Source organism: Micromonospora sp. WMMD558, from assembly GCF_049315255.1.
Classification (GTDB): domain Bacteria; phylum Actinomycetota; class Actinomycetes; order Mycobacteriales; family Micromonosporaceae; genus Micromonospora.
The window spans coordinates 190,029-202,451 of record NZ_CP186061.1 but is presented as its reverse complement, the minus strand read 5'-3'; the positions used below and the strand labels follow the sequence as shown (position 1 = coordinate 202,451).

The 12,423-nt window shown below is 72.7% G+C and carries 17 protein-coding genes; 14 read left to right on the top strand and 3 right to left on the bottom strand.

What is annotated here, in order from left to right:
* The first annotated feature begins 22 nt into the window (after positions 1 to 22).
* Both ACN26Y_RS00955 and ACN26Y_RS00950 read left to right on the top strand, forming a co-directional pair.
* Entirely contained in the window at positions 23 to 601 is a 579-nt protein-coding gene (locus ACN26Y_RS00955) for a Uma2 family endonuclease (protein WP_155333621.1), read from the top strand.
* A 17-nt stretch (positions 602 to 618) separates the two neighbouring features.
* Positions 619 to 1,698, top strand: coding sequence for an amidohydrolase family protein (locus tag ACN26Y_RS00950; RefSeq protein WP_155333620.1), 1,080 nt, complete (start codon positions 619 to 621; stop codon positions 1,696 to 1,698).
* A 9-nt stretch (positions 1,699 to 1,707) separates the two neighbouring features.
* On the opposite strand, the gene ACN26Y_RS00945 is transcribed toward ACN26Y_RS00950, so the two are convergent.
* Positions 1,708 to 2,301 carry a TetR/AcrR family transcriptional regulator gene (locus tag ACN26Y_RS00945; RefSeq protein ID WP_155333619.1) on the bottom strand — a complete coding sequence of 198 codons (594 nt, stop codon included), beginning with the start codon at positions 2,299 to 2,301 and terminating at the stop codon, positions 1,708 to 1,710.
* Positions 2,302 to 2,405: 104 nt separating this feature from the next.
* On the opposite strand from ACN26Y_RS00945, the gene proS reads away from it, so the two are divergent.
* The 12 genes from proS to ACN26Y_RS00885 all read left to right on the top strand — a co-directional run bounded on the left by proS (position 2,406) and on the right by ACN26Y_RS00885 (position 10,726).
* Positions 2,406 to 3,812 carry a proline--tRNA ligase gene (proS, locus tag ACN26Y_RS00940; protein WP_422734095.1) on the top strand — a complete coding sequence of 469 codons (1,407 nt, stop codon included), beginning with the start codon at positions 2,406 to 2,408 and terminating at the stop codon, positions 3,810 to 3,812.
* A gap of 73 nt (positions 3,813 to 3,885) precedes the next feature.
* Positions 3,886 to 4,533, top strand: coding sequence for a DUF402 domain-containing protein (locus ACN26Y_RS00935; protein WP_155333617.1), 648 nt, complete (start codon positions 3,886 to 3,888; stop codon positions 4,531 to 4,533).
* A gap of 244 nt (positions 4,534 to 4,777) precedes the next feature.
* Entirely contained in the window at positions 4,778 to 5,233 is a 456-nt protein-coding gene (rpsP, locus tag ACN26Y_RS00930) for a 30S ribosomal protein S16 (protein WP_155333616.1), read from the top strand.
* Positions 5,208 to 5,468: an RNA-binding protein gene (locus ACN26Y_RS00925; protein WP_174242547.1), complete on the top strand. Its 261-nt coding sequence runs from the start codon at positions 5,208 to 5,210 to the stop codon at positions 5,466 to 5,468. The genes rpsP and ACN26Y_RS00925 overlap by 26 nt, the downstream gene beginning before the upstream one ends.
* A gap of 2 nt (positions 5,469 to 5,470) precedes the next feature.
* On the top strand, positions 5,471 to 6,010 hold the full coding sequence (rimM, locus tag ACN26Y_RS00920; RefSeq protein WP_155334378.1) for a ribosome maturation factor RimM: 540 nt from the start codon (positions 5,471 to 5,473) through the stop codon (positions 6,008 to 6,010).
* 61 nt (positions 6,011 to 6,071) lie between these two features.
* Positions 6,072 to 6,845 carry a tRNA (guanosine(37)-N1)-methyltransferase TrmD gene (gene trmD, locus ACN26Y_RS00915; RefSeq protein ID WP_155333615.1) on the top strand — a complete coding sequence of 258 codons (774 nt, stop codon included), beginning with the start codon at positions 6,072 to 6,074 and terminating at the stop codon, positions 6,843 to 6,845.
* Between the two features lie 143 nt (positions 6,846 to 6,988).
* Positions 6,989 to 7,348, top strand: a complete 360-nt coding sequence (gene rplS, locus ACN26Y_RS00910) for a 50S ribosomal protein L19 (RefSeq protein WP_155333614.1) — start codon at positions 6,989 to 6,991, stop codon at positions 7,346 to 7,348.
* A gap of 184 nt (positions 7,349 to 7,532) precedes the next feature.
* Positions 7,533 to 8,402, top strand: a complete 870-nt coding sequence (lepB, locus tag ACN26Y_RS00905; RefSeq protein ID WP_155333613.1) for a signal peptidase I — start codon at positions 7,533 to 7,535, stop codon at positions 8,400 to 8,402.
* 9 nt (positions 8,403 to 8,411) lie between these two features.
* Complete coding sequence (lepB, locus tag ACN26Y_RS00900; RefSeq protein ID WP_155333612.1) at positions 8,412 to 9,047, top strand: signal peptidase I; 636 nt, start codon at positions 8,412 to 8,414, stop codon at positions 9,045 to 9,047.
* 58 nt (positions 9,048 to 9,105) lie between these two features.
* Positions 9,106 to 9,600, top strand: coding sequence for an NUDIX hydrolase (locus ACN26Y_RS00895; RefSeq protein WP_155334377.1), 495 nt, complete (start codon positions 9,106 to 9,108; stop codon positions 9,598 to 9,600).
* Entirely contained in the window at positions 9,594 to 10,406 is an 813-nt protein-coding gene (locus ACN26Y_RS00890) for a ribonuclease HII (RefSeq protein WP_155333611.1), read from the top strand. Before ACN26Y_RS00895 ends, ACN26Y_RS00890 begins: the two co-directional genes overlap by 7 nt.
* Positions 10,403 to 10,726, top strand: coding sequence for a DUF2469 domain-containing protein (locus ACN26Y_RS00885; RefSeq protein ID WP_007075222.1), 324 nt, complete (start codon positions 10,403 to 10,405; stop codon positions 10,724 to 10,726). Before ACN26Y_RS00890 ends, ACN26Y_RS00885 begins: the two co-directional genes overlap by 4 nt.
* Positions 10,727 to 10,790: 64 nt before the next feature.
* On the opposite strand, the gene ACN26Y_RS00880 is transcribed toward ACN26Y_RS00885, so the two are convergent.
* A complete protein-coding gene (locus ACN26Y_RS00880; protein WP_422734093.1) occupies positions 10,791 to 11,897 on the bottom strand; it encodes a sulfite oxidase in 1,107 nt (368 codons plus the stop codon).
* A gap of 51 nt (positions 11,898 to 11,948) precedes the next feature.
* Positions 11,949 to 12,293 (bottom strand): hypothetical protein, encoded by a 345-nt coding sequence (locus ACN26Y_RS00875; protein ID WP_422734092.1) that lies wholly within the window; start codon positions 12,291 to 12,293, stop codon positions 11,949 to 11,951.
* Between the last annotated feature and the right edge of the window lie 130 nt (positions 12,294 to 12,423).

Sequence of the window (12,423 nt, the reverse complement as noted above, 5' to 3'; positions counted from 1 at the left end):
TCGCCCCTTGGAAGGAGGAGTCATGACCGCGGCCCCGATCCTGCCCGAGCGGCACGAGTGGACGGTCGACGACCTCGGTGACCTGCCGAAGGACCTTCCGTACGAACTGATCAACGGAAGGTTGATCGTGCCGTCGCCCACCGCCGTGCACCAGGAGCTGTGTGTTGAGCTGCTGCTCGCCCTCCGAACCAACTGCCCGCCGGACTACCTGGTCAGCATCGACCTGTCGATGCGGGTCGACCGGCGCAACGAGCCCCGGCCCGACGTCGTGGCCATCCGCCGGGAACACGCCAACCGGTCGCCCGTCCCGGTCGAGGACGCGCTGCTCGCCGTCGAGGTGGTCTTCCCGACCAGCACCTTCCGGGACATGTACGACAAGGCGAAGGTCTACGCCCACGCCGGCATCCGGTCGTACTGGGTGGTCGACCCGCTCCAGGAGCGCGTCACGCTGACCGAGTACGCGCTCGGCGCGACCCGGGAGTACGAGCAGGTCGCCCACACCGAGGATTTGTTCGTCACCGAGCGGCCGTGGAAGGTCTCGGTCGACCTGCCGGCCCTCACCGCCCGCCGCGACGCCCTGCTCGCCCCCGACGGGGAGTGATCGGGTAGGACTAGCGTATGGCTCTGCACGTACGCGGTGTGCTCCTCCCCGACGACGAGGTTCGGGATCTCTGGCTGGTCGGTGACCGGGTCACCTTCGACCCCGTGCCCGGGGCGGAGACGGTCGTCGACGGCGGCTACGTGCTGCCCGGCCTGACCGACGCGCACTGCCACATCGGCATCGCCCGCGGCGGCGCCCCGATCACCTCGCTCGACCACGCCCGCGAGCTGGCCCGCACCGACCGGGACGCCGGGGTGCTCGCCATCCGCGACGCCGGGTCCCCGTACCCGTACCCCGAGCTGGAGGACGAGCCGGACCTGCCGCGACTGGCGCGGGCGGGCCGGCACATCGCGCCGCCGAAGCGGTACCTGCGCGACATCGGCGTGGAGGTCGGCGCGGCGGAGGTGGCCGCGACGGTCGCCGAGCAGGCGCGGGCCGGGAACGGCTGGGTCAAGCTGGTCGGCGACTGGATCGACCGCGGGGTGGGTGACCTGGCGCCGGCCTGGGACGCGGACACCATGACCGCGGCGGTCGAGGCCGCGCACGCCGCCGGGGTACGCGCCGCGGTGCACACCTTCTCCGAGTCGGCCGTCGAGATCATGGTGCGCGCCGGGGTGGACTCGGTGGAGCACGGCACGGGCCTCAGCCTGGACCTGATCGACCTGATGGCCCGGCAGGGCACCGCGCTCGTGCCCACGATGATCAACATTCAGACCTTCGGCGGGATCGCCGACCAGGCCCGCGCGAAGTTCCCCGGGTACGCCGACCACATGCTCGCCCTGCGGGACCGCTTCCCCGAGGTGGTGCGCGCAGCGTACGAGGCGGGCGTGCCGATCTACGTGGGCACGGACGCCGGCGGCGGCATCGACCACGGCCTCGCCGCCGACGAGATGCTGCTGCTGCACGAACGGGCCGGCATGTCCGCGGTGGACGTCCTCGCCGCCGCCTCGTGGGGCGCCCGCGAGTGGCTCGGGTTCCCCGGTCTGGTCGAGGGGGGCCTGGCGGACCTGGTCGTCTACTCCGAGGACCCGCGCCGCGACCTGCGCGTCGTCCGTACCCCCGCCCGGATCGTCCTCCGCGGCCACGTGCTGCGCTGACCGCTCCCGTCAGGACGACGGTGCGACGGCGGCGCCGAACAGTCGGACGGCGAGGCGGGTGAGCGCCTCGGCGGTGTCGTCCACCGGCGCCTGGGGCAGCACGATGTGACTGATCACCAGCCGCACGACGGAATCGGCGGCGAAGGCCAGGGCCGCCGGGTCGGCGCCGGGCAGGTGCCGCTCGGCCCACTCGATCAGCGCCGCGGACGCCTCGGCCAGCACCAGGTCACTCCGGGTGGTGAGGTACGGCAGCAGCTCCTCGGAGCCGCCCCGCGAGCTGGTGAGGATCGCCTTGACCAGCGGGTTGTCCGCCGCCGAGGCGAGGGTGTGCCGGATGGCCGCGTACGTGGCGGCACGCAGGTCGTCGCCGTGCGCGGTCAGCGCCGCGCGGACCTCGGAGACGAACCGGTCCACCTCGCGCCGGGCCAGCGCCTCGGCGAGCCCCGCCTTGGTGCCGAACTCGTTGTAGACCGTCTGCCGGCTCACGCCCGCGGTGGCGGCGACGGCGCCCATCCGCACGCCGTCCCAGCCGGTCGCGATCGTCAGCGCCCGCGCCGCGTCGACGATGCCGTCGCGCAACCGGGCCTCCCGCACGTCAACCATGATGGTCGAAGTCTAGGGCTTTCCGCCGGGTCGGCGGCGACCCGCGAGGGGCGCGGGCCGCCCGATGGCGTCCACCGGCCCGACGGCGCATAGGATGTGCGGTCATGGCACGCGTGCTCACTCCCCGTGCGGAGGACTTCCCCCGCTGGTACCAGGACCTGATCGCCAAGGCGAAGCTGGCCGACAACGGCCCGGTCCGGGGCACCATGGTGATCCGACCGGCCGGCTACGCCATCTGGGAGCGGATGCAGGCCGAGATGGACGCCCGCATCAAGGTGGCCGGCGCGGAGAACGCGTACTTCCCGCTCTTCATCCCGGAGAGCTACCTCAAGCGGGAGGCCGAGCACGTCGAGGGCTTCTCGCCCGAGCTGGCGGTGGTCACCCACGGTGGCGGCAAGCAGCTCGCCGAGCCGGTCGTGGTGCGTCCCACCAGCGAGACGGTCATCGGCGAGTTCATGGCCAAGTGGATCGACTCGTACCGGGACCTGCCGCTGCTGCTCAACCAGTGGGCGAACGTGGTCCGCTGGGAGCTGCGCCCGCGGGTCTTCCTGCGGACCAGCGAGTTCCTCTGGCAGGAGGGCCACACGGCGCACGCGACCCGCGAGGACGCCCGGGCGTACGCCCGGCGGATCCTGCACGAGGCGTACGAGGACCTGATGGTCAACGTCCTCGCCATCCCGGTGCAGGTGGGCCTGAAGACCGCGCGGGAGCGGTTCGCCGGCGCCACCGCCACGTACACCCTCGAAGGCATGATGGGCGACGGCAAGGCGCTCCAGCTGGGCACCAGCCACGAGCTGGGCCAGAACTTCGCCAGGGCGTTCGACATCAGCTACTCGTCGGCCGGGGGCGGCCGGGAGCACGCCTGGACCACCTCGTGGGGCACGTCGACCCGGATGCTCGGTGGCCTGATCATGTGCCACGGCGACGACAACGGCCTGCGGGTGCCGCCGAAGCTCGCGCCGGTGCAGGCGTACGTCATGATCGTCAAGGACGGTGAGGGGGTCGGCGAGGCGGCGGCCAAGCTGCGCGACGCCCTCCGCGACGCCGGTGTCCGGGTCGCGCTCGACGACCGCACCGACACCCCGTTCGGCCGCCGGGCCGTCGACGCCGAGCTGCGCGGCTATCCGGTACGCGTCGAGGTCGGCCCCCGCGACCTGGCCGCCGGCAACGCGGTCCTGGTGCGGCGTACGGACGGCTCGAAGTCCCCGGTGCCGGTGGCGGACGTGGTCGGCGCGGTGCTCGCGGCCCTCGACGCCGACCAGAAGGTGCTCCACGACCAGGCGCTCGCCAACCGGGAGACCCGCACCCGCGAGGTGTCGACCCTCGCCGAGGCGATCGAGGCGGCCGCCACCGGGTGGGCCCGGGTGCCGTGGTCGGCGGTCGGCACGCAGGGCGAGGCCGAGGCGAACGCCCAGGGCGTCACCGTGCGCTGCCTGGTCCGCGCGGACGGCTCGGTGCCGGACTCGGAGGACGAGCCGGATCTGGTCGCCATCCTGGCCCGCGCCTACTGAGGTGTAAGGAAGGGCCCCCTCTTAACGCCTGCGGTAGAGGAAGGGTCCCCTGTTAACAGCGCTGGTGGGTGACGTGAGGTTCGCGCCGGGACGGTTGATCGTGCACCGCAACGTCCGCCGGGGCCGGATCGGCTGGGTCCGCCCCGCGCGGGTGGTCAGCGACGACGACCGCGGACTGCTGCTGTGGATCGCCCGGGGCTCGGCGGTGGCGAGTGAGGTCACCGAGGCCGGGCTCGGCATGCGGGCGATTCCGTTCGCGGAGTGGATCGTCTCGTCGTACCGGCTGGCGACCGCCCGGTGGCAGGGGCCGCCCCTGCTGAAGTTCCTGCCCACCGGGGCGGCGCACTCCGTCTGGTGGTTCCGGGACGCGCAGGGCCGCTTCGCCAATTGGTACGTCAACCTGGAGGAGCCCGGCGTGCGCTGGGACGACGGTGACCTGGCCGGGGTCGATGTGGTCGACCAGGACCTGGACGTGGTCGTCCATCCGGACCGCCGCTGGGAGTGGAAGGACGAGGACGAGTTCACCGAGCGGCTGGACTTCCCGGAGCACTACTGGGTGCCCGACCCGGACGCGGTGCGCGCCGAGGGCGAACGGGTGATCGCGCAGGCCGAGGCGGGGAAGTTTCCGTTCGACGGCACCTGGTGCGACTTCGTGCCCCCGGCGGACTGGGCGCCCCCGCCGGAGCTGCCGGCCGGCTGGGACCGCCCCCCGGTACGCTGAGGCGACCTGTGTTTCCCGTCACTTTCGGGTGGCGGTGGGTGACCCGGGCCGGTCCGGTGTGAGAGTTCCCGACCCGATCTGGCAGAATGGCTCGCTGGTATCCGGCGTGTGTCCGGCGCCCTCTACCCCGGGCACCGCGCCAGTCCACCGAGCAGTCTCCGGCCCAAACCCCACTGTGCCGGTCGGCGCTCACCCGTGCACCGCCCGTTCGGGCCGGTGAGATCGCAACAGGAGCGAAAGAACTGTGGCCGTAAAGATCCGGCTCCTGCGGATGGGCAAGATCCGCAACCCGCAGTACCGCATCGTCGTCGCCGACTCGCGCACCAAGCGCGACGGCCGGGCGATCGAGTTCGTCGGGATCTACCAGCCGAAGGAGGACCCTTCGGTGATCGAGGTCAAGTCGGACCGGGTGCAGTACTGGCTCTCCGTGGGCGCGCAGCCGAGCGAGGCGGTGCAGCGCCTGCTGGAGAAGACCGGTGACTGGCAGAAGTTCAAGGGCCTGCCGGCCCCCGAGCCGCTGAAGGTCGCCCCCGAGCGGGCCGACCGCAAGGCGGCGTACGAGGCCGAGGCGAAGGCCGCCGCCGGTGTGGCGGAGACGCCGGCCAAGCCGGCCAAGAAGGCCGCCAAGCCCGAGGCGGCTGCCGAGGAGGCGCCGAAGACCGAGGAGCAGGCCGGTGCGGACTCCGGCGAGCAGGCCTGACGTGGCCCTGCGTCCGGCGCTGGAGCACCTGGTCAAGGGCATCGTCGATCACCCCGACGACGTCCGGGTCCGGCTCGTCGACTCCCGCCGGGGCAAGCGGCTCGAGGTCCGCGTGCACCCGGAGGACCTCGGCACGGTGATCGGGCGGTCCGGCCGGACCGCCAAGGCGCTGCGCCAGGTGATCGGCTCCATCGGCGGCCGCGGCGTACGTGTCGACATCGTCGACTCGTACTGATGCTGCTCATCGTCGGCAGGATCGGCAAACCGCACGGGATCCGCGGTGAGGTCACCGTGGAGGTGCGGACCGACGAGCCCGAGGCACGGTTCGCGCCCGGGTCGGTGTTACGTACCGACCCGGGCGCGAATGCGCCCACCGAGCCCGGTGCCTACCGGGTGCCCGAGGAACTGACCGTCGAGGCCGCCCGCTGGCACCAGGGGCGGCTGCTGGTCGCGTTCGAGGGCGTGCTGGACCGTAACGTCGCCGAGGCGCTCCGCGGGACCCTGGTCGGGGTGGACAGCTCCGACGTCGCCCCTCCGGAGGACCCGGAGGAGTTCCACGACCACCAACTGGTCGGCCTGGCCGTGGTCACCCCGGCCGGTGAGCGGCTGGGCGAGGTCGCGCGGATCGACCACGCGCCCGCGTCCGACCTGCTGGTGTTGCGCCGCCCGGAGGGGCGGGACGCGCTGATCCCGTTCGTCAAGGCGATCGTCCCCGAGGTCGACCTCGCCGGCGGTCGCGTCGTCGTCGACCCGCCCGGCGGCCTGCTCGACCTCTGAGGAGGGGCCGCCGGTCCCGCCGCGTGGCCCGTCCGGCCCGGAAGCTGTTGGAGCATCCCGAATGCGCGTCGACATCGTGTCGATCTTCCCGGAGTACTTCGCTCCGCTGGACCTGTCGCTGATCGGCAAGGCCCGTGCCAACGGGGCGCTGCGGTTGGCCGTACACGATCTGCGGACCTGGACCCACGACGTGCACCGCACGGTCGACGACACGCCCTACGGCGGCGGGCCCGGCATGGTCATGCGCCCGGAGCCCTGGGGCGAGGCGCTGGACGCCCTCGCGCCGCCGGAGGTCCAGCCGCCCCGGCTGGTGGTGCCCGCGCCGACCGGCGCGCCGTTCACCCAGGCGATGGCCCACGAGTTGGCCGCCGAGCCGCACCTGCTCTTCGCCTGCGGCCGGTACGAGGGCATCGACCAGCGGGTGCTCGACCACGCCGCCACCCGGATGCCGGTGACCGAGGTCTCCCTCGGCGACTACGTGCTGTTCGGCGGCGAGGTCGCGGTGCTGGTGATCATGGAGGCGGTCACCCGGCTGCTGCCCGGCGTGCTCGGCAACGTGAGCTCGCTGGACGAGGAGTCGCACGCCCACGGGCTGCTGGAGGCCCCGATGTACACCAAGCCGGCGACCTGGCGGGGCCTGGACGTGCCGGAGGTGCTCCGCTCCGGCGACCACGGGCGGATCGCCCGCTGGCGGCGCGACGCGGCGTTGACCCGCACCGCCGACCGGCGCCCCGACATGCTGGCCGCCCTCGACCCGGTGACCCTCGACAAGCGGGACCTCGCCGCGTTGGACCGGGCCGGATTTCAGCCCCCGCCGGGGGATGTGGCAAAGTAGAGGGGTTGCCGCAGCCGGCCGCGCCGCGGGCGGCTGCGAGGATCCTCGACCGGGGTCGGCGCCACCGGCCACCACCCGGGGATCAGAATCACCCATTCGCGCACCGACTGACGGTGCGCCGTGAGCCTCACGAGGACGCAGCGATGAACATCCTGGACGCCCTTGACGCCCAGTCCAAGCGGGTCGACCTCCCCGACTTCCGCGCCGGTGACACCGTCAAGGTGCACGCGCGGGTCGTCGAGGGCAACCGGTCCCGGGTCCAGATCTTCCAGGGCGTCGTCATCCGCCGCCAGGGTGACGGCCTGCGGGAGACCTTCTCGGTCCGCAAGGTCAGCTTCGGCGTGGGCGTCGAGCGCACCTACCCGGTCAACAGCCCGGCCATCGACCGCATCGAGGTCGTGACCCGCGGCGACGTCCGGCGCGCCAAGCTCTACTACCTGCGCGAGCTGCGCGGTAAGAAGGCCAAGATCAAGGAGCTGCGCGAGAAGCAGCCCAGCAGCTGACGTCGCGCTGCGCCACGCCGCCCGAGCTGCCCGTATGTCGTACCGACCAGACGGCACTACCCTGGTCGTACGGGCGCAGCAGGGCGGCCCCCCACCCCGCGGTGGGGAGGACGTCCACTGCCGCCCGGGGAACCTCGACGAGGTTCCCGGGCGGTAGTGTCATTTCTGCGGACCGGAGAGTGGCGTGGTGCAGACGCTCAACGAGGACGGCGCGGTCGATCCGTGGCGTCGACGGACCCGCCGCACGCGCCGGCAGATGCCGCTCTGGCAGGAGCTGCCGCTGCTGCTGATCGTCGCCTTCTGCCTCGCGGTGCTGATCCGCACGTTCCTGCTCCAGGCCTTCTTCATCCCGTCCGGCTCGATGGAGGACACGCTCCTCGTCGGTGACCGGGTGCTGGTCAACAAGGTCGTCTACGACGTACGGGACCCGGTGCGCGGCGAGGTCGTCGTCTTCCGGGGCACCGACCGCTGGGCTCCGCAGGTCGACGGGCAGCCCGAGCCCGGCTTCGTGGGCAAGCTCGGCGCCACGGTCGGCGACCTGGTGGGGGTGAGCCGGCCCGGCGAGAAGGACTTCATCAAGCGCGTCATCGGCCTGCCCGGTGACCGGGTGAGCTGCTGTGACGCGCAGGGCCGGGTGCTGGTCAACGGCACGCCGCTGGACGAGCCGTACGTCGTCCGTGACTCGCCGCTGGACGTCCCGCCGAACCCGCGCGAGTGCCGCTCCCGCCGCTTCGAGGAGATCGTGGTCCCGCCCGGGCAGATCTTCGTCATGGGCGACCACCGGTTGGTGTCCCAGGACGCCCGATGCCAGGGGCCGGTGCCGATCGACAACGTGGTCGGCCGGGCCTTCGGCGTGGTGTGGCCGTCGTCGCGGTGGAGTTCGCTCTCCGTTCCCGGGACCTTCGCGAACGTCCCGGGTCCGCCCAGCGTGTCGACCGGCCGGGCGCCCGTACGACCCACCCCGGACGGCGGTGTGGTGCTGCTGCTCCCGCTCTCGGCGGCTCTGCTCCGTTCTCGCGCGTTCCGGACGGTGCCGTTCAGCCGGGCAACGTAGGCTCCTTGCGTGATTGACGAGCAGACCGACAAGCCCCGCAGCTCCTTCTGGAAGGAGCTGCCGATTCTCCTCGGCGTGGCGATCCTGGTCGCGGTGCTGGTGCGAGCCTTCGTGCTGCAGACCTTCTTCATCCCCTCGCCGTCGATGGAGAACACCCTGCAGATCGACGATCGGGTGCTGGTCAACAAGCTGGTGTACGACTTCCGGTCGCCGCACCGGGGCGAGGTGATCGTCTTCAAGGCGCCCACGGCGTGGAGCGGTAACCCGGACGGCGAGGACTTCATCAAGCGCGTCATCGGCGTCGGCGGGGACCGGGTGGTCTGCTGCGACGAGCAGGGTCGGATCACGATCAACGGCATCCCGCTGGACGAGCCGTACCTGTTCGCCTCGGACGGCGAGCGGGACAAGCCCGCCGACCAGGAGTTCGACGTCACCGTCCCGGAGGGGCGGCTCTGGGTCATGGGTGACCACCGGTCCGCGTCGGGGGACTCGTTGCAGCACTGGCAGCAGTCCGGGCAGGACATCAACGAGGCGACCATTCCCGAGGACGAGGTCGTGGGCCGTGCCTTCACGGTGTTCTGGCCGCTCGACCGGGCCGGCTGGCTGAGCGTGCCGGAGCAGTTCGACGTCATCCCCAGTTCCTGACCTGGCCGGCGACCGTGGGGGCGTGGGCGTTGTCGGCGGCGTCTGGCAGGCTGGGGCGGTGACCGTCTACACCCCTCGTCGCGCGGCCCGGGTGCTGCTCGTGGACGGGGCCGGGCGTCTCCTGCTGTTCCATGGCAGCGACCCGGCCCGGCCCGGGCACCGGTACTGGTTCACGCCCGGGGGAGGGCTCGACCCCGGGGAGAGCCCCGCGGCCGGCGCCGCCCGCGAGCTGGCCGAGGAGACGGGCCTGCGGCTCACGCCCGGCGAGTTGGGCGAGCCGGTCTGGTCGGAGACGGTCGAGTTCCCGTTCGACGGCGTCTGGTACCGGCAGGAGCAGGAGTTCTTCCTGGTCCGGGTGGCCGCCTGGGAGGTCGACACGGGAGGTTTCGACGCCGTCGAGCGGGCCAGCGTCGTCGGGCACCGCTGGTGGTTCCCGCGGGATCTGGCGGCCAGTGGTGAGCGCTACTACCCGCCGGACCTGCCGGCCGTGCTGACGCGGGCGCTGTCCACCGCGTCCGGTGCCGCTGGCGTCCCGGGCGGTGGGCCGTGCTGACGCCGCCGCGCACCGTCGTCCGCCGGGAGGGCGGCCTGTACGCGCTGGAGCGCGCTCTCCAGCGGCGCGGCTTCCGGCACGTCGCCGGCGCCGACGAGGCCGGCCGCGGTGCCTGCGCCGGCCCACTGGTGGCGGCCGCCGCGATCCTGCCCGAGGGGCGGCGCGGCGAGATCGAGGGCCTCGCCGACTCCAAGCTGCTCACCCCGGCCAGCCGGGAGCGGGTGTACGAGGAGGTGGTCGCCCGCGCCCTGGCGTACTCCGTGGTGGTGATCCCGGCGGCGGAGGTGGACGCCCGCGGGCTGCACGTGTGCAACCTCGCCGCGATGCGCCGGGCGCTCGCCTCGCTCGCCACCCCGCCGGAGTACGTGCTCACCGACGGCTTCGGCGTGGACGGCCTGGACGTGCCGGGCCTGGCGGTGTGGAAGGGCGACCGGGTGGCGGCCTGCGTGGCGGCGGCGAGCGTGCTGGCCAAGGTCACCCGGGACCGGATGATGGTCGAGCTGGACGGGACGTTTCCCGGTTACGGCTTCGCCGAGCACAAGGGTTACATCACCCCCGAGCACTCGGCGGCGCTGCGCGAGCGCGGCCCCTGCGCGGAGCACCGGTTCTCGTACGTGAATGTCGCGGCGGTGTCGGGCCGGCACGACGCCCCGCCCCGGGCACGTCGACCATTGGGCGCAAGGCCGGACGAGCCGATGGAGCGCTTGGGCGCGCCAGGGGGTACCGTCGGCGTGGCGTTGGGCGAGCGGCCTCGGCCCTCGGCGCCGGTGGGGGAAGATGTGGTCATGGAAGGCGGAGAGGGATGAGCGCGGAAGATCTCGAAAAGTACGAGACAGAGATGGAGCTGCAGCTCTACCGGGAGTACCGCGACATTGTCCGCCAGTTCTCCTACGTGGTGGAGACCGAACGCCGCTTCTACCTGGCGAACCAGGTCGACCTCCACGTGCGCAACTCGGACGGCGAGGTGTACTTCGAGGTCGAGATGCACGACGCCTGGGTGTGGGACATGTACCGCCCTGCCCGGTTCGTCAAGAATGTTCGGGTGATGACGTTCAAGGACGTCAACGTGGAGGAGTTGGAGAAGCCCGACATCTCCCTGCCCGCCGACTCCGGCTTCGGCGGCTGACCCTCCCCGGTCCCGGCGGCCCTCCCGCCGGCCGACACACCACGGCCCCCCACCGCCGTGCCCGTCATCCCGCCAGCACCACGACCTCGACCCGCTGGACGAGGTTGTTCGCGAAGCCGCCCCGGTTCCACGGCTGCTCCACCGGCTGGGTCCGGCCTGAGGCGTCCGTGGCGCGGGCGCTCAGCACGTACCGTCCCGGGGTCGCCGCCCACTCGTGGTGCCAGCGCCGCCAGGCGTACGGCCCGCCCGTGTGCTCGTCCAGCTTTGCGGGTTTCCAGGTGACACCCCCGTCGGTGGTCACCTCGACGGACATCACCGGGGCGTGACCCGACCAGGCCCGACCGTCCAGCGTGCACGGCCCCGGGCGGAGCACGCGGGTGCGGGACATGAAGTCCGGAAAGCCCGGAGGGCGGACCAGGGCGCGCGGCTCGATCCGGGTCACCGGCACCCCCGGATCGGCGGCGTCCTGCCGCAGCCGGTAGGCCACCGCGTTCTGGTAGCCGTCGAACGGGGTGGTCCGCACGTCGATCCGGCGCAGCCACTTCACGTGCGCCATCCCGTACCAGCCGGGCACGATCAGGCGGAGCGGCGCACCATGCTGCGGCAGCAGGGGGGCACCGTTCATCTCGTACGCCAGCAACACCTCCTCCCGCAGCGCCTCCGCGACCGGCAGAGCCCGCTGGTAGTCCTGCTCGACGCCGCGCTCCACCCCGTGGTCGGCGCCGGTGAAGACCACGTCGACCGTGTCGGCGGCGACCCCGGCGTCCCGCAGCAGCGGCGCGAGCGGTGTGCCCGTCCACTCCGCGTTGCCGACGGCCTCGACCAGCCAGGGCTGGCTCACCGGACGCGGGTGCAGCAGCGCACGCCCGTTGCCCGCGCACTCCAGCGTCACCCGGTGGGTGACCCGGGGCCGCTCCCGCAGCTCGGCCAGGCCCACCGCGAAGGGCCGGTCGACCGCGCCGTCGACGGTCAGGACGTGGGTGGCCGGGTCGACGTCCGGGATGTCGTAGTGGATCAGCAGGTAGTGCAGCCCGGCCGGGGTGACGTCGTAACGCAGCGCCTCGAGCGGGATGCCGTGGTTACGGGCGGCGAGCTGGAGCTCCTCGACGCTGATCGCCTCGTCCGGCCCGGCCAGCCGCGAGGGCCGGCTGACATCGTCCACAGTGGTCATCTGCTCTCCCCGGCCCGGACGGCGGCGGTACCGCCGTGACGCGGGACAAGCCTATGCCCTGTGCCGAAGTTCCGGTCGCGTCGTCGTCCGGGCCGCAGGCCGGCCAGCGACTCTGGCACAGGAAGCGGGGCCGGCCCCGGCCGACCGGGCGACCTCGGTGTTACGCGCGTCCAGCTCCACCAGCCGGGCGGTCACGTCCGACCCACGGGGATGTTCCGCCAGCACGGGGATGAGGTCCCGGCCCTGGCCGGCGCAGAGGCTGATCGCACGCAGCGGGCCGGGCGGGGCCTGGTCGAGCGCGTCCGCGACCCGGCGGCGCACCTCGGCGAGCCGGCGAGACAGGGGCGAGTCGGGATCTCCGTAGTCGTGATGCCACGCGTGCCAGTCCTCGGTCACCGGCCCAGCCTACGGTGGCTCGGTGATCCGGTGACGCATAGCAGATCGGCTCCCGGAACGGGGTTTGTCCACAGTGGGAGCACTGTCCACAGGTGACCCGGCGGCGGGGTGGCGACCCGGCAGGCCACTC

Coding starts and splice junctions, on each gene's coding strand:
- ACN26Y_RS00955 (WP_155333621.1), top strand. CDS start 23: ATGACCGCGGCCCCGATCCTGCCCGAGCGGCACGAGTGGACGGTCGAC.
- ACN26Y_RS00950 (WP_155333620.1), top strand. CDS start 619: ATGGCTCTGCACGTACGCGGTGTGCTCCTCCCCGACGACGAGGTTCGG.
- ACN26Y_RS00945 (WP_155333619.1), bottom strand. CDS start 2,301: ATGGTTGACGTGCGGGAGGCCCGGTTGCGCGACGGCATCGTCGACGCG.
- proS (WP_422734095.1), top strand. CDS start 2,406: ATGGCACGCGTGCTCACTCCCCGTGCGGAGGACTTCCCCCGCTGGTAC.
- trmD (WP_155333615.1), top strand. CDS start 6,072: ATGCGCGTCGACATCGTGTCGATCTTCCCGGAGTACTTCGCTCCGCTG.
- rplS (WP_155333614.1), top strand. CDS start 6,989: ATGAACATCCTGGACGCCCTTGACGCCCAGTCCAAGCGGGTCGACCTC.
- ACN26Y_RS00885 (WP_007075222.1), top strand. CDS start 10,403: ATGAGCGCGGAAGATCTCGAAAAGTACGAGACAGAGATGGAGCTGCAG.
- ACN26Y_RS00880 (WP_422734093.1), bottom strand. CDS start 11,897: ATGACCACTGTGGACGATGTCAGCCGGCCCTCGCGGCTGGCCGGGCCG.